Origin of the sequence: Sedimentibacter sp. (assembly GCF_038562225.1) — a bacterium.
Classification (GTDB): domain Bacteria; phylum Bacillota; class Clostridia; order Tissierellales; family Sedimentibacteraceae; genus Sedimentibacter.
The window spans coordinates 122416-137294 of record NZ_JBCFAS010000002.1 but is presented as its reverse complement, the minus strand read 5'-3'; the positions used below and the strand labels follow the sequence as shown (position 1 = coordinate 137294).

Here is a 14879-nt window from a genome sequence, read left to right as displayed (position 1 = left end):
GAGGGTCAATATGTGGTCAAAATTAACTGTAGACATGAACAACTTGACTGTAAGCAAGGAACCTTTTGACAAGGAATTGGAAGGACTGGGCGGAAGGTCACTCATTGCCCGGTACATGATTAATAATGTTCCGCCATCGTGCGATCCTCTGGGCAGGGAAAATCAGCTCATAGTCTGCACGTCAGTTTTTGCCGGTACCAAAGTCACAACTGCTCACCGTCTGTCCATTGGAGGCAAGAGTCCTCTCACCGGCGGCATAAAGGAAAGCAACTCGGGAGGCTACGCTGCCTACCAGCTTGCAGGCCAGGGAATAAAGATGATTGCTGTTAAGGATTTACCCAGGGAACAGGGACTCTGGATTCTTCACATAGATTCTGCAGGCAACGCTTCCCTTGAGGATGCTTCTGCATTCAGGGGTGTAAACAACTATGACTTCGTTGAAAAAATCCATGAGAAGTACGGCGACAAGGCTGCCACCATTTCCATCGGAGCAGGCGGAGAAAGGCTTTACAAAAGCGCTTCTGTGCAGATTTCAGAGTTTGGTTCAGGACACCCAAGCCGTGCTGCTGCCAGGGGAGGTCTTGGGGCTCTCATGGGAAGTAAGGGATTAAAGGCCATCGTAGTGGAAAATCCAGATGAAAGATACAAGGTTGAATATGCGGACGAAGAAAAGTTTGAGGAACTCTGCAGGGAATTCAATAAACTTGTGGCTGAGGGAGCCAAAATGGATCCGTTCCACAACATTGGAACCATTTCAACCATAGAAGCAACTGCAAACAACGGAGTTCTTCCTGTCGACAACTTCTCTGGGAAACTTTTCAAGGACTACAGGGAAGTGGGAGCCAACAAATTTATGGAAAATCTGGCCTCAAGAGGCGGTAAAAACAAGCTGTCCTGTCAGCCGGGCTGCGTGGTGCAGTGCTCAAACTGCTACAACGACAAGGAAGGGAATTACCTTACGTCGGGCTTCGAATACGAGACAATTGCTATAATGGGACCGAACTGCCATATTTCAGATCTGGATGCCATAGCAAAAATGGACCGGATTTGTGACAACCTGGGAGTTGACACCATTGAAGCAGGAAACGCTGTGGCGGTTTGCATGGAAACAGGAAAAATAAACTGGGGCGATGCCAAGGCTGCGTTATCACTGCTGGATGAAATGGAACAGGGAACCGAGTTCGGAAAAATTATGGGTGATGGCTGCGAAGCAGTGGGCAAACACCTGGGCTGCTTCAGGATACCTGTGGTGAAACACCAGTCTCTTCCTGGTTATGACCCAAGAAATACCAAAGGCACGGGTATAACGTACGCAACGTGTCCCCAGGGCGCCGACCACACGGCTGGTCTAACCATGGGCCGTGCGTTTGATGATGCGGGAAGAAGCGCTCAGGCGTATGCTTCCAACAAGCTTCAGGTCGCAATTTGCTTTTCGGACAGCATGATGTGTCTGTTTGCTTTTTCTCATGCGGCAGCGAACCTTCCGCTTTTGTCAGGACTCATGGCAGCCATGTACGGAGGAGAACCTGACTTTGGAAAGATTGCTGAAATGGGAGTTAAGACGCTGCTGACAGAGAGGGCGTACAACAGGATGGCAGGAATGACAGCCGAAGATGACAGGCTTCCTGAATTTTTCTACAAGGAAAGAAGTGCTGCAACAGGCTCGAAGTTTGACATAAATGACTACGAACTCGAAGTGCTGTTTGATTTCTGATGATTTCGGTTAATGGAAGGATGGTTGAATGCCATGCTGAAATGACGGTTTGGGATGCCATAATCAAAGCCGGAGAAATCTCGGATAACATGACCCTGGTTATGGTCAACGGCAGGGTTGTTGACAAGGACAGGTTAAGAAGCATGAAGCTTGAGGGCTTCGAAAGTATAAAGCTGTTAAGGATTGTATCCGGTGGATGAACGGATAAATGGAGGAGCTGTGTTATCGCAGCTCCTTTTGTTTGCACAGTTACAGTGGCAGGACAAAATTATGATTAAAAACTGCCGGCAAGGGTAATTACTAAGTGTAATAGCTTTCAGGAAAGGCGGAACATATGAGAAAAATTTTGTTGTTGTTGTCAGTGGTGCTTGTGGCAGCAGCTGTTTTAACAGGCTGCGGTGAGCAGGAAGAAAAGATGGATACAGGAAAATACAAGAAAATCGGCGCGGAAGAGGCAAAAAAGATTATGGACAGCGAAGAGGTCATTGTGCTGGATGTAAGAACCCAGGATGAATACGACCAGGGACACATACCGGGATCGGTTCTTCTGCCGGTGGACGAAATATCAGCAAAAGCCGTTCAGGTGCTGAGTGAAAGGGATGCGAAAATACTCGTGTACTGCAGGAGTGGAAACAGAAGCGCAGCAGCAGCCAGGACTCTCATAGACATGGGGTATACAAATGTCTATGATTTCGGAGGCATAAACGACTGGCCCTATGAAACCGTAAAGTGATTGTAGGTTCATTATTTTTAGATCCATAAAGCGGCAGGAATTGCAGGAGCAGCATACACCGCCAGCAAGCATGCGGTTGTGGGTCTTACAAAGAACACAGGCTACATGTATGCCTTGAAAAACATCAGATGCAATGCCATTTGTCCTGGAGCGATTAAGACCGATATAGGCAGCGGGGAATTCATGCAGAAAATCAATAAGGAAGGTGCAGCCAGAACGGGAATAGGCCTAGCCTTAAACCCGAGCTACGGAGAACCTGCGGAAATAGCTGCTGTTGCAGTATTCCTGGCCAGTGATGACTCAAAGCTGATAAACGGCCAGGCAATAGCCGTTGACGGAGGCTGGACAGCTTACATGTAAGATAAATGCGGGGCGGACGGTTGTCCGCCTTTATTAATTTCATTTGTGTAAAAATATTTTATCATGTCATGTTTCAGGGTATATAATAGTATATCTTAATAAAAAGGGTGCGGCATGAACAAAAAAAGAAGGTATTGCTACATAGCCGCAGCAGTTGCTTTTTTGGCGCTGCTGCTGACTTTTATAGGCACTTACAAAAAGCTTATCCCGCTTGCCGGCGAAATTTTATCGAAAATTCTGGAGTACACTGGAAGATCGCCTATTCTGACGACAGCTGCCATATTACTCTTATATGTGCTTAAGACAGTTATAATGGTTATACCCGAGACGGTGCTGTACATTTCTGCCGGGCTCATATTTCCTCTGCCTTACGCCATACTGTTAAACTATACGGGAATAGTTCTGGAAATGTCTCTTGGATTTTTCCTGGGAAGGTACCTGGGGAAGCACAAGATGTCAGAAATGATCAAAAAAAACAAGTACGCCGACAGGGTGGTCAAATTTGAAAATGACAACAGCATTTTAAGCAGCTTTCTTGTCAGAATCATAAAGGGACCGCCCCTGGACCTTACGAGTATGTTTTTGGGTTCTACGGGTATGGACTATGTTCCTTACTTGGCAGGAACGCTGCTGGGACTTTCTCCGGGAATGATTTTATCCGTGTTCATAGGCAGGTCTGTTGATAACCCCATATCTTTTGAGTTCATGGTTCCATTTTTCATATACCTGGTATTGATTTTGACTGCAATTATTGTATTCAAACTGAAAACGAAATAGTCCAAAGGAGGATTAAATGGGAGATTTTGTATACGTTTCATGGGAACTGATTGGAAACTTCATGGAAAGCGCTTTTGTAAAGCTGGGTGTGCCTGAAGAGGAAGCGAAAATTTGCGCGGACGTCCTTATGGAAAGCGACAGACGCGGAATTGACAGCCACGGATGCAACCGCTTCAAGCCCATATACATCGACCGAATCATGTCGGGAGCCCAAAGCCCTGTAACATGTTTTGAAGTAGTTAAGGAAACACCGACTACGGCAGTAGTTGACGGGCACGACGGCATGGGCATGATTGTGGCATACAAGTCAATGAACATGGCCATAGAAAAAGCAAAAAAATACGGAATGGGAATGGTAGCGGCGCGCAACTCCACCCATTACGGCATAGCCGGATACTATGCCATGATGGCAGCAAAAGAAAACATGATAGGCATAACCGGCACCAACGCACGTCCTTCGATTGCTCCAACATTCGGAGTGGAAAATATGCTTGGAACAAATCCGCTGACATTTGCCATGCCCACAGATGAAGAATTTCCTTTCGTTCTTGACTGCGCCACCAGCATCACCCAGCGGGGCAAGATAGAATTTTACGAAAGAAGCGGAATGGATACACCATTGGGGGCCGTTATCGACCAGGATGGCTTCCCGATTACAGACAGCAGTAAAATCCTCCTGGGACTGTCGAGCAATACAGCGGCACTTACGCCTCTGGGAGGAATAGGGGAAGAAACCGGAGGCCACAAAGGGTACGGGTATGCCACCGTCGTTGAAATTATGTCTGCAGCTCTTCAGGCAGGAAGTTACCTCAGGATGCTTTCCCAAGCTCCCTACCGCCTGGGACACTTCTTCATGGCCATTGACACGGATGCGTTCATGGGGGCTGAAGTCTTTAAAAATACTGCAGGCAGCATACTCAGGGAGCTTCGCGAATCCAGGAAGGCAAAGAATCATGACAGAATCTATACGGCAGGAGAAAAGGAATACCTGTGCTGGCTTGACAGAAAGGACAAGGGAGTTCTGCTGGTTGAATCTGTTCAGAAGGATTTGACAGGCGTAAGGGATGTGCTTGGTTTGCCTTTCAGATTTCCTTTCGAAAAGTAAGAAGCATTGGGAACTGCAGATTGTTTGTAATGTGCGGACAGTTTCCTGAAAATCACCTTGGTAAAAAATTACAAAAACATAACATTATTATAATTGCATTTTTTTGCAATTTGCATTACAATGTATATACTGATACGATAATAGCAAACTTGCTGAAAGGCAAGGACGCAAAGCCGTGGGTCTAAGGTTTATACTATGATTGCCAGGTTGCCGAAGAGAGATGAGTTGATTATTCAGCTGTATGCTTTGGCATACAGCTTTTTTATTTGAAATGACAGCAGGGATGCTTAACTGACAGATTTAGTTTCTTGTAAGAAGTCGTTAAACCGTTTATATACCAAGGAGGAAATGATTATGTCAAGTATGGATGCTGCACCAGGTATGGATGAATTAAAAGATCTCCAGCGCAGAGTAAACCATGAATCAATAAAACAACAGTTCAGGCCAAAACTTATCGGCGGTTTAAATGAAGAGGACGTTGCCCAATACATTGAACACATAGAAGGACAGTTCAGAAAGCTTGAACAGGAAAATAAAAAATATATGGATGAAAATTTTGCCCTGAAGAAGAAGCTGGAAATACAGGATGAAGAGTTCAGGACAATTCAGGACAGCGTTGAAAGTTCAAAACACAAATTGAATTTCTACATGTGTGAATGCAAGAACAAGGATATTGCCTTGAAAACTCTCACAGAAGAAAGCATTGCGGAAATAAAGAAGCTGCAGGAAGAAATGCAGCATGAATCAGTAGAGCGTCACAGGCTGGAAGAACAATTGTCACAGTCGAACATGGAGATGGAGCAGGCAAAATCTTATGCTGCGAATCTTGATGAAAATAAAAGGGATGTTGAAGCAAGACTCGCTGAAATGATGGAAAAAAACCAGCTGCTGGAAGAACATGTCTCTGATTTGGAAAGTGAGCGCGCAGTTTCAGCAAGTCTTAAGGAAGAGCTGGACAGGGTTGCCGATGAAAGCAGGGAACGAAGCAGACAGCTGTCAGAATCCGTGCTTGAGCTGTCCCAGTTGAATGATTACGCTTCTGAGCTTGAGGAAAACAACAGGGCAGTTGAAGCAAAGCTTGCTTCGATGGTGGAAAAAAATCAGCTGCTGGAAGAATATATTTCTGAGATGTCTGAAGAAAACAATGATTCGGCAAATCTTAAGGCAGAGCTGGAAAGAATGACTGATGAAGGCAGGGAACGAAACAAGCTACTGTCAGAATCCATGCTTGAGCTGTCTCAGGTGAAGGATTACGCGTCGGTGCTTGAAGAAACCAACAACGAGATGAAGATAAAGCTTGACGAGTTTGAAAACAGGATGATGTTCAAAGAAGTCGAATGCGACAAGCTCATAAAGGCATGCCAGGAGCTAAAGGAACAGGTTGAACAGGAAATAGCGAAAAATGAAAAACAGAACATGTATCTGGAAATGTCAAAGCAGAAGATTTTCAGCCTCGAAGCTACATTATCAGATAACATTACCGAACTTGAAACATTAAGAGCCAAGAGCGAGAAGGCGGAGCAGGAGCTGACACTGGAAAAGGCCAGGGTATCCAGCAGCATAATAAACAGCTTCAAGGATGAGCTGGAGAACATATACAAAAAAATTGAGTTCCTTGAAAGTGAAGCCGAACAGCATGTAAGGAGCATCAATGAGCTGCAGCAGCAGATGTCTGCCGAGCAGCAAAGAGCCAGCAAGGCTGAAAGCAATGCATCTGAATACTCAAAGCTGGTGGAAAGTATGAAGCAGAAACTGTACAGCGAACAGGAGATGCTTGAAGCTCAGCTAAAAAGGATGCTTGAGGGTAAGACACAGATCCAGACAGAAATCAATGAATGTATTTTAAATATAAAATGAGCCGTTATTAATAACGGAATGAAGCAAGGGGGTTGCTTTATATTTAGCCGCAGTTAAGGGTGAACCTTATAAGCGGCATTTTTTTATGCTGTAAATGACAGCAAAGATACCTGGTGTTTTACGAGGCAAGATAAATATAAGCAGAAAGGTTCCGGCAAGGCGGAACCTTTTTGGTGAGTAAACTTGAATCTGCGTATGATTTGATTTTATATATCTTTGCGTTCCCATTCCTCAACATATTTATTGAGCTCGTCCTCCATGATGGGTATCATGCTGTCGGTGGACCCGCAATGGAGGCATTTGTCACTTTTAAATCCCTGCTTTGTGCATTTATCTGCTACAGGCTGGGAGCAGCCGTAGTTGCCGCACTGGTTGCATCGGAAAACAGGATTCTTGCACGGGTGCCCTGCCTTAATACAGTCACAAAGAGCAACATGTTTTTTTTCTTCTTCAGTCAGTTCAACATGACGCTTCTGGTTTAACTTTCCTCCTCTTAACCAAAATTTATTGTTAGTGGATACTTCTGGCATAAAAATCACTCCTCGCAAATTAATTTGTTTTATTTATACCCACAAAAATTATGAATAATCAAAAGGGCTCACATTTTGTCGATTTGTTATGATTTTGTCGCATGCTGTAGAAATAAGCAAAAATAGACAAAGTTGATTTTATTTACTTTATTATGTTTAAATTAACTAAAAACGGTTAACCCTTGACAACATTTTGACTTGTGTTATAATACAACAAGTTAAAAAAATATCAAGGCAAGGAGTTTTTTATGAAATTGAAAAAATTGTTATCGCTGCTGCTGGCAGTCATGCTTGTGTTCTCTATGACTGCGTGTCAGCAAAAAGAAGCTGAAAAGCCAGCTGAGGAAGAAAAAACGGAAGAGCTTGTAAGTGCCGTGGTTGAAGGTGAAGGATACGGAAAGTACGGTCCGTTTAAAGTAGAAGTTACTTTGGAAAATTCCGAAATCAAGGATATAGTAGTTATTGAGAGCTCTGAGTCAGGTTTCACTGAACCTGTTATAGCGCAGCTGACCAAACAGATGATCGACTCTAACTCAGTTGATGCTGATGCTGTTACCGGAGCAACCCTAACAAGCTTTGCTTTTTTAAATGCCGTTAAGGATGCCGTTGAGCAATCAGGCGCAGTTCTTACAGCCAAGGAAGTTCAGGCTGAAGCTGAGAAGGTTGAAGATGTCACAACAGACATAGTAATAATCGGAGCAGGCGGAGCAGGTCTTTCTGCAGCAATTGAGGCTACAAATGCCGGAGCAAAGGTAATAGTAGTTGAAAAGAATGCATTTATGGGCGGAAACACAAACTATGCCACTGGCGGTATGAATGCTGCGGGAACAAAGTACCAGGAAGCAAAGGGAATACAGGACAGTCCTGAACTTTTCTATGCTGACACAATGAAGGGCGGAAAGGACTTGAACAATCCTGAACTTCTGAAGGTATTCACTGAAAAATCTGCAGATACGCTTTATTGGCTTGAAAGTCTTGGAGCTGATCTCTCTGAAGTTGGAAGATCAGGCGGACAAAGTGTGGACAGAATACATAAGGGACCGGGAGGAATGCCTGTAGGTACACACCTTATGAGTGTTTTCACTGATCAGGTAGAAAAGCTTGAAATAGAAGTAAGGCTAAACACAAAGGCAGTAGAAATTCTTTCAGACAGCAACACTGTAACCGGTGTTAAGGTTGAGAAGAACGGAAACAGCTACAACATAAACGCTAAGGCAGTAATACTGGCTTCAGGCGGTTTCGGAGCAAATCCTGAAATGATTGTTAAGTACAAACCTGCACTTAAGGGCTTCGGAACAACAAATGCTCCTGGCGCAACAGGAGATGCACTGGCAATGGTAGAGAAGCTTGGTGTTTCATTGACAGACATCGACCAGATCCAGACACATCCTACAGTTGTTCCTATAATCAATGAAATGATTACAGAAGGAATCAGAGGAGACGGAGCGATACTTGTAAACCATGAAGGTCAGAGATTCATAAATGAACTTGAAACAAGAGACGTGGTTTCCAAGGCAATACTTGAACAAAACAAAGCTACTGCATTCCTGGTTCTTGACAGCCAGACGTATGCAAAGGCATCAACTTACGAAAAATACAAAAACCAGGGACTGCTGAAGGAAGCACAGACATTGGCAGATCTGGCTAAAATAATGGATGTGGATGCAGCAACACTGGAAGCAACAGTTGCAAAATACAACGAAGCAGTTAAGGCTAAATCCGATGCAGAATTCGGAAGAACATCACTTGATGTTGAACTGGTTACAGGACCATTCTACGCAGTTGAAATATCTCCTGCAGTTCACCACACAATGGGCGGAGTTACAATCAACACAAGCGCTGAGGTTATAAACAACTCAGGAGAGACTGTTACAGGATTGTTTGCAGCAGGTGAGGTTACAGGCGGAGTTCACGGCGCAAACAGAATAGGCGGAAACGCAGTTACAGATATAACAGTATTCGGAAGAATTGCTGGTGCAAGCGCAGCTGCATTTATAGCAAAATAAATAATATAGCAGATACATCTTCCATAGATTTAATCCAATAAAGAAAGATGCTGAATTTTCAGCATCTTTCTTTTCACTTATTTGATTACGAAAGCTCGAACATTCCTGTGTAAAGCTGGTAGTACTTGCCCCTTTGTTCTATGAGGTCTTCGTGGTTTCCTCTTTCTATTATCTTTCCGTGTTCAAGCACCATTATGGCATTGGAGTTCCTTACGGTTGAAAGCCTGTGAGCAATGACGAAAACCGTCCTTCCGTGCATCAGGGTGTCCATTCCCTTTTCTATAAGCGATTCTGTACGGGTATCAATGGAGCTGGTGGCTTCATCAAGAATCAGTACCGGCGGATCGGCTACGGTGGCCCTTGCAATTGCCAGAAGCTGTCTTTGTCCCTGGCTCAGGTTTGTTCCGTCGGATGTCAGTACGGTATTGTATCCTTCAGGCATGTGCTTTATGAAAGAATGTGCGTTGGCAAGTTTTGCGGCCTGAATAACTTCTTCATCTGTGGCATCCAGCTTTCCATAGCGTATGTTTTCCATGATTGTTCCCGTAAACAGGTGTGTGTCCTGAAGAACCATTCCAAGGGACCGCCTCAGGTCATCCTTTTTGATTTTGTTTATGTTGATGCCGTCGTAGCGGATTTTGCCGTCAGGCACATCGTAAAAGCGGTTTATGAGGTTTGTTATGGTTGTCTTGCCTGCTCCTGTTGAACCCACGAAGGCTATTTTCTGCCCTGGCTTTGCAAAAAGGCTTATGCCGTCCAGAACGGTTTTGCTTTCTTCGTAGCCGAAGGTCACATCCTCGAAACGAACATCTCCCTTCACTTCGGTATATGTTATGGTTCCGTCGCTGTGGGGATGCTTCCACGCCCATGTGCCTGTTCTGTGTGATGCTTCTTCAATATTTTTGTTTTCATCTATGACTGCATCCACCAGAGTAACGTAGCCGTCGTCTACTTCAACGGGCTCGTCCATGAGGGCAAATATTCTTTCAGCTCCTGCCAGAGCCGTTAGCACTGAATTAAGCTGCTGTGATATCATAGTTATGGGTTGGGAGAACGAACGTGTGTACTGAAGATATGAACCGATTGTTCCCAGGTCCATGTATCCGTTTACTGCAAGCACGGCTCCGGCTGTGGCAGTGAGGGCATAGTGCACGTAGGACAAATTTCCCATGATCGGCATCAGTATGTTTGCGAATGTGTTGGCGCTGCTGGCGGCCATTCGCAGGTTCTCGTTTATGTCGTCGAACTCCTTTTTCACCTTGTCCTCGTGGCTGAACACCTTAACGACCTTCTGTCCTTCAATCATTTCCTCTATGAATCCGTTGAATTTTCCTAGCTCCTTTTGCTGCTTCTTGAAGTATGCTGCACTTTTGCCGCCGATTTTCTTCACGGCAAAAATCATGACGAAAAACATGAGTATGACGAGGGCTGTCAGTGCCGGACTCAGTAATACCATCATGACGAAGACACCTGTTACGGATATTGTTGATGAAATGAACTGTGGAAGTCCCTGGCTGAGCATTTCTCTCAGCGTGTCTGTGTCGTTGGTGAAACGGCTCATGGTTTCTCCGTGGGTGCGTGAGTCGAAATATTTTATGGGCAGATCCTGCATGTGCCTGAACATTTCCACCCTGATTTTCTTCATGGTACCTGTGGAAACAGTGATCATGAGCCTTCCGTAGGTGTAGGAACATACGATGCCGGCTGCGTAGATGGCCACCATCATACCTATCATCCTGATGAAGCCTGACAGGTCCGGATTTTCCCGGCCTACGAACGGCACCACGTAATCGTTTATTATGGGTTTTAAGAAGTACGTTCCTGCCACGCCTGACAGTGCACTGCCCATGATGGCAATTACTATGAATATCAGCTGAAGCTTGTAGTCCAAAAGGTACTTCAACAGCCTGTTCATTGTTTTTTTCATGTCCTTGGGCTTTGCAAAGCCCCTTGGACCTCCTCCCGGACCGCCGTGACGGACCTGGTTCACTCTTTCTCCTGCCATTTAAGCCACCCCCTTCTGCTGAGATTCATAAACTTCCCTGTAAATGCTGTTTGTTCTTAACAGCTCCTCGTGGGTTCCAACAGCATCTATCTGACCGTCGTTCAGGACTATTATCTTGTCTGCTTCGCTTACTGAAGAAATTCGCTGAGCTATTATTATGGTTGTTGTGCTGCTGAGATTTTCCTTGAAAGCCTTTCTTATGCTGCTGTCCGTTGCTGTGTCCACGGCGCTTGTGGAATCATCTAGAATGATTATGCTTGGATTTTTAAGAAGAGCCCTGGCTATGCAAAGCCTCTGCTTTTGCCCGCCGGACACGTTCACGCCGCCCTGGCCAAGATCAGTTTTATAGCCCTCAGGCATTTCACTTATGAAGCTGTGAGCCTGGGCAGCTTTGCAGGCTTCTATAATTTCTTCGTCTGTGGCATTTGCGTTGCCCCAACGGAGATTGTCCTTAATGGTTCCGGAAAACAGCACGTTCTTCTGCAAAACCATGGATACGGCATTTCTAAGGGTGTCAAGGCGGTAATCCCTGACATCGTGGCCGCCCACAAGAATACGTCCGTCCAATACGTCGTAAAGGCGCGGAATGAGCTGAACCAGGGTGGTCTTGGCAGAACCTGTTCCTCCGATTATCCCAACGGTTTCTCCCGAGTTTATTGTCAGATTAATGTTGGAAAGAGTCAGGTTGTCTTTGTTTTTTGAGTAGCTGAAGCTTACATTGTCAAAGACTATGGAGCCGTCTTCAACCTGTGGTTCTCCTTTTTCGTTGTTCTTTATGTCAAGTTCCTCGTCAAGCACTTCCACGATTCTTGTTACGGAAGCCCTGGACATTACTATGCCCACGAATGCAAATGAAATCATCATCAGAGACATGAGTATCTGAGAAATGTAGCTTATGAAGCTGAACAGCTCTCCTGTCTGCATGTCGCCTGCAATTATGAAGTTTCCTCCGAACCATACAATGAGAACAGTGCATGCGTACATGGTGAACATCATGATGGGCATGTTCATTATGATGAGCTTTTCAGCCTTAAGCTGTGCAGCTCTCAGGGCTGCAGCAGCATCCTCGAACTTTTCGTTTTCGAAGTCCCTCCGCACAAATGCCTTTACTACGCGGATGGCCACCAGGTTTTCCTGTACAGATGCATTCATGGAGTCGTACCTCTCAAGCATCTTCTGAAAGTTCGGAAGTGCCCTTCTTATGATGAGAACTATGGAAGTTCCAAGGAAAGGAATGGCCACCAGAAACACCAGTGAAAGCTTAGCATTGATGGATACAGCCATCACTGTGGCGCTCACCAGCATTATGGGAGATCGAACCAGCATCCTGATTATCATCATGAATGCGGTCTGAGTGTTTGTCACATCTGTGGTCAGTCTGGTGATCAGAGACGCTGTGCTGAATTTATCCATGTTTGCAAATGAAAAATCCTGTATTTTGTAAAACAGTTTTTTTCTTAAGCCTGCAGCCAGACCTGTGCTGGCCATTGCGGCAAATCGTCCGGATAATGCTCCGAACACCAGAGAAATCAAAGCCATGAAGACCATGAGGGCTCCTGTTTTTGCTATGTAGCCCACGTCACCGTTTGAAATTCCCACGTCAATTATTTTTGCCATCAAAAATGGTATGAATACTTCAAGAATTACTTCTCCTATTACCGTAACCGGTGCCAGCAGGGCGTATTTCTTGTACTCTCCAAGGCATGGCAGAATTTTTTTTATCATTTGTTCACTCCTTGATGTTGATTTTCTGCCTTGTTACGCAAGGCTGCCATTGTAAAGAAGTCCAGTCCGACATCTTTGCCTTCGCTTATGTTGTTAATCAGTCTATCCAGATAACCCTTCAGTTTTGTCAGGTCCTCCTCAGAGAAACCGCTGTACAGCTTGTTGTCCAGCTGGTCAAAGCCTTCGTGGCACTTTTCTGCCAGCACCAGTCCTTTTTCTGTGACTGAAAGCATATTGTTTCTGAGATTATCCTTGTCTGCCTGTTTTTCCACCAGGCCGGCTTTCTGAAGCCTCTTGGTGGACGTCGCTATGGAAGCTGGCGTCACTCCCAGGGCATCTGCAATTTCCTTCTGGGTGCAGCCGTTCTTGATCCTTATAAACTCCAGTATGTGAATCTGACCCGGATAAAGACCAGCTTCGGCGCAAATTTTGTTTAACTCAATCCTGCGCAGAAGACTCAGCTTTTTAATCCGGACTCCTACTTCTATGAAATTTTTGTTCATTATCCACCTCCTAAGTTAACAGTTAATAATTAACTGTTTAACTATTAACCGTTTAACAATTACATATGATAAACCTGTAGTCACATAAAGTCAAGCAGAAATATATAATTTGCTGCAAAAAATAAAAAAGCAGCTAAAGGCTGCTCAAAATTTATCCCACATAAAAGTACATCATCATGAAGTGGCAGAAGGTGCCTGCCAGTACAAACAGGTGAAACAGCTCGTGAAAACCGAAGTACGGGTTTTTGAAGTTCGGCTTCTTTATTCCGTAGATGGTTCCTCCTATGGTGTAGAAGATACCTCCCAGAACAAGCCAGAACATTCCTTCAGGGGGCATGCTTTTTGCCAGCGGTGACAGAACAAGAACCGCCAGCCAACCCATGGCTATGTACAACAGTGAACTTACCCAGTTTGGAGCCTTGATCCAGAACAATTTCAGAAATACTCCCATGAATGTGATGGTCCACACAAGCGTCAGAAGATTGTAGCCTGCAGTGTTGTTGAGAACAAGCATGCAGACGGGCGTATAGGTGCCTGCGATCAAAACAAAAATCATTATGTGGTCAAGCTTACGCATGATAAGCTTAGCTCTTTGTTTCGACTTGTCTATGAAATGATAGATTGTGCTGGCCGAATACAGCAAAATCATGCTCAAGCCAAATATTAAATATGCCACAGCTGTCATTAAGTTGTTGGCAGCGGTCATGAGAAGGATTGTTCCCACGACTCCGAACACCGCCCCTCCGAGATGGGTGAGTGCGCTGGTTATTTCCTTTTTATCTGTATTCATTCTTACCTCCTATGTAGTATTGAAAACTACCTAATATGGTTATAATATGCTCTTTCGTGATGTATGTCAACAGTATCTTGTAATTTATTTTTTATTGCTATATAATGTCCATATAAAATAAATGGAGAATAATCATGGAACTGGAAGAACTGCTGAAATTTTTGGATGATGACAATTTCCTCAATCAGGTGGAAGGTCACAAAATACCTAACATTAACTTATATATGGACCAGGTGCTGACATTCATGAATGAAAACCTTGAATGCTACAAGCGTAATCAGGACGACAAAATACTTACCAAGTCCATGATAAACAACTATGTAAAGAGTAACATGATTCCGAAGCCTGAAAACAAGAAATATTACCCGCAGCATATTATTGCCATAATTTATATTTTTTATTTAAAACAGATACTGTCTCTGGACGATGCAAAGATTGTGCTTAAAAACTATCTGGACAGCCACTTTAATCTGGAGGAAATGAGCTCTCTTTACAATGTATTCCTTGCAGCGGAAAAGTGTGAAGAAGAAAAAATAGAAAGTGAGCTTAAAGAGCTGTCCAACAGTCTATTCGACAATTTTAAGGAAGATTATAAGGACGATGAAATTCTTTTTCTCTTCATAATGCTTCTTGCTTCAAGGGCGAACACATACAAGGTCATAATTGAAAGGCTTTTGGACGGTAGGGACAAAGAAAGTAGTCTTCACACAAAAAAGCATATAAAGAAGAATAAGGACACGATTAAATAAAAAAAGCAATTATGTTGCTTTTTTT

Annotated in this window: 13 protein-coding genes, 1 pseudogene and 1 riboswitch; of the genes and pseudogenes, 9 read left to right on the top strand and 5 right to left on the bottom strand. The window is 44.3% G+C overall.

The genetic code is table 11. The annotated features are described in order from the left end of the window. The first annotated feature begins 10 nt into the window (after positions 1–10). The 7 genes and pseudogenes from AAGU76_RS07270 (at position 11) to AAGU76_RS07240 (ending at position 6546) form a co-directional block, all read left to right on the top strand. Entirely contained in the window at positions 11–1714 is a 1704-nt protein-coding gene (locus AAGU76_RS07270; protein ID WP_342484809.1) for an aldehyde ferredoxin oxidoreductase C-terminal domain-containing protein, read from the top strand. Beyond that, positions 1714–1914, top strand: a complete 201-nt coding sequence (locus AAGU76_RS07265; RefSeq protein ID WP_342484808.1) for a MoaD/ThiS family protein — start codon at positions 1714–1716, stop codon at positions 1912–1914. Before AAGU76_RS07270 ends, AAGU76_RS07265 begins: the two co-directional genes overlap by 1 nt. A gap of 134 nt (positions 1915–2048) precedes the next feature. Beyond that, positions 2049–2447 carry a rhodanese-like domain-containing protein gene (locus AAGU76_RS07260; protein ID WP_342484807.1) on the top strand — a complete coding sequence of 133 codons (399 nt, stop codon included), beginning with the start codon at positions 2049–2051 and terminating at the stop codon, positions 2445–2447. A gap of 42 nt (positions 2448–2489) precedes the next feature. Then, a pseudogene (locus tag AAGU76_RS07255) lies at positions 2490–2807 on the top strand (SDR family oxidoreductase); the annotation flags it as partial. A 114-nt stretch (positions 2808–2921) separates the two neighbouring features. Then, positions 2922–3584 carry a VTT domain-containing protein gene (locus tag AAGU76_RS07250; RefSeq protein WP_342484806.1) on the top strand — a complete coding sequence of 221 codons (663 nt, stop codon included), beginning with the start codon at positions 2922–2924 and terminating at the stop codon, positions 3582–3584. 16 nt (positions 3585–3600) lie between these two features. Next, positions 3601–4689: an Ldh family oxidoreductase gene (locus AAGU76_RS07245; RefSeq protein WP_342484805.1), complete on the top strand. Its 1089-nt coding sequence runs from the start codon at positions 3601–3603 to the stop codon at positions 4687–4689. A 132-nt stretch (positions 4690–4821) separates the two neighbouring features. Then, a riboswitch (cyclic di-GMP riboswitch) is annotated at positions 4822–4904 on the top strand. Positions 4905–5043: 139 nt separating this feature from the next. After that, positions 5044–6546, top strand: coding sequence for a hypothetical protein (locus AAGU76_RS07240; protein WP_342484804.1), 1503 nt, complete (start codon positions 5044–5046; stop codon positions 6544–6546). A gap of 206 nt (positions 6547–6752) precedes the next feature. Here AAGU76_RS07240 and AAGU76_RS07235 read toward each other — a convergent pair whose 3' ends face one another. Then, the gene (locus AAGU76_RS07235) at positions 6753–7076 is read right to left on the bottom strand and encodes a hypothetical protein (RefSeq protein WP_342484803.1); all 324 of its coding nucleotides are present in this window, start codon (positions 7074–7076) and stop codon (positions 6753–6755) included. 248 nt (positions 7077–7324) lie between these two features. Here AAGU76_RS07235 and AAGU76_RS07230 point away from each other — a divergent pair, with 248 nt between their 5' ends. Further along, positions 7325–9082 carry a flavocytochrome c gene (locus tag AAGU76_RS07230; protein ID WP_342484802.1) on the top strand — a complete coding sequence of 586 codons (1758 nt, stop codon included), beginning with the start codon at positions 7325–7327 and terminating at the stop codon, positions 9080–9082. A gap of 85 nt (positions 9083–9167) precedes the next feature. On the opposite strand, the gene AAGU76_RS07225 is transcribed toward AAGU76_RS07230, so the two are convergent. The 4 genes from AAGU76_RS07225 to AAGU76_RS07210 form a co-directional block, all read right to left on the bottom strand. Continuing rightward, positions 9168–11009 carry an ABC transporter ATP-binding protein gene (locus AAGU76_RS07225; protein ID WP_342485700.1) on the bottom strand — a complete coding sequence of 614 codons (1842 nt, stop codon included), beginning with the start codon at positions 11007–11009 and terminating at the stop codon, positions 9168–9170. Positions 11010–11087: 78 nt separating this feature from the next. Next, complete coding sequence (locus tag AAGU76_RS07220) at positions 11088–12812, bottom strand: ABC transporter ATP-binding protein (RefSeq protein ID WP_342484801.1); 1725 nt, start codon at positions 12810–12812, stop codon at positions 11088–11090. Next, positions 12809–13315 (bottom strand): MarR family winged helix-turn-helix transcriptional regulator, encoded by a 507-nt coding sequence (locus AAGU76_RS07215; protein ID WP_342484800.1) that lies wholly within the window; start codon positions 13313–13315, stop codon positions 12809–12811. The genes AAGU76_RS07220 and AAGU76_RS07215 overlap by 4 nt, the downstream gene beginning before the upstream one ends. 151 nt (positions 13316–13466) lie before the next feature. After that, a complete protein-coding gene (locus AAGU76_RS07210) occupies positions 13467–14105 on the bottom strand; it encodes a hemolysin III family protein (protein ID WP_342484799.1) in 639 nt (212 codons plus the stop codon). A 134-nt stretch (positions 14106–14239) separates the two neighbouring features. Between AAGU76_RS07210 and AAGU76_RS07205 the strand changes: the two genes are divergently transcribed. After that, a complete protein-coding gene (locus tag AAGU76_RS07205; protein WP_342484798.1) occupies positions 14240–14854 on the top strand; it encodes a DUF1836 domain-containing protein in 615 nt (204 codons plus the stop codon). Positions 14855–14879 lie beyond the last annotated feature (25 nt).

Excerpts from the sequence above, each read along its gene's own strand:
- AAGU76_RS07270 (WP_342484809.1), top strand. The coding sequence starts at position 11 with ATGTGGTCAAAATTAACTGTAGACATGAACAACTTGACTGTAAGCAAG.
- AAGU76_RS07265 (WP_342484808.1), top strand. The coding sequence starts at position 1,714 with ATGATTTCGGTTAATGGAAGGATGGTTGAATGCCATGCTGAAATGACG.
- AAGU76_RS07260 (WP_342484807.1), top strand. The coding sequence starts at position 2,049 with ATGAGAAAAATTTTGTTGTTGTTGTCAGTGGTGCTTGTGGCAGCAGCT.
- AAGU76_RS07250 (WP_342484806.1), top strand. The coding sequence starts at position 2,922 with ATGAACAAAAAAAGAAGGTATTGCTACATAGCCGCAGCAGTTGCTTTT.
- AAGU76_RS07245 (WP_342484805.1), top strand. The coding sequence starts at position 3,601 with ATGGGAGATTTTGTATACGTTTCATGGGAACTGATTGGAAACTTCATG.
- AAGU76_RS07240 (WP_342484804.1), top strand. The coding sequence starts at position 5,044 with ATGTCAAGTATGGATGCTGCACCAGGTATGGATGAATTAAAAGATCTC.
- AAGU76_RS07235 (WP_342484803.1), bottom strand. The coding sequence starts at position 7,076 with ATGCCAGAAGTATCCACTAACAATAAATTTTGGTTAAGAGGAGGAAAG.
- AAGU76_RS07230 (WP_342484802.1), top strand. The coding sequence starts at position 7,325 with ATGAAATTGAAAAAATTGTTATCGCTGCTGCTGGCAGTCATGCTTGTG.
- AAGU76_RS07225 (WP_342485700.1), bottom strand. The coding sequence starts at position 11,009 with ATGAAAAAAACAATGAACAGGCTGTTGAAGTACCTTTTGGACTACAAG.
- AAGU76_RS07220 (WP_342484801.1), bottom strand. The coding sequence starts at position 12,812 with ATGATAAAAAAAATTCTGCCATGCCTTGGAGAGTACAAGAAATACGCC.
- AAGU76_RS07215 (WP_342484800.1), bottom strand. The coding sequence starts at position 13,315 with ATGAACAAAAATTTCATAGAAGTAGGAGTCCGGATTAAAAAGCTGAGT.
- AAGU76_RS07210 (WP_342484799.1), bottom strand. The coding sequence starts at position 14,105 with ATGAATACAGATAAAAAGGAAATAACCAGCGCACTCACCCATCTCGGA.
- AAGU76_RS07205 (WP_342484798.1), top strand. The coding sequence starts at position 14,240 with ATGGAACTGGAAGAACTGCTGAAATTTTTGGATGATGACAATTTCCTC.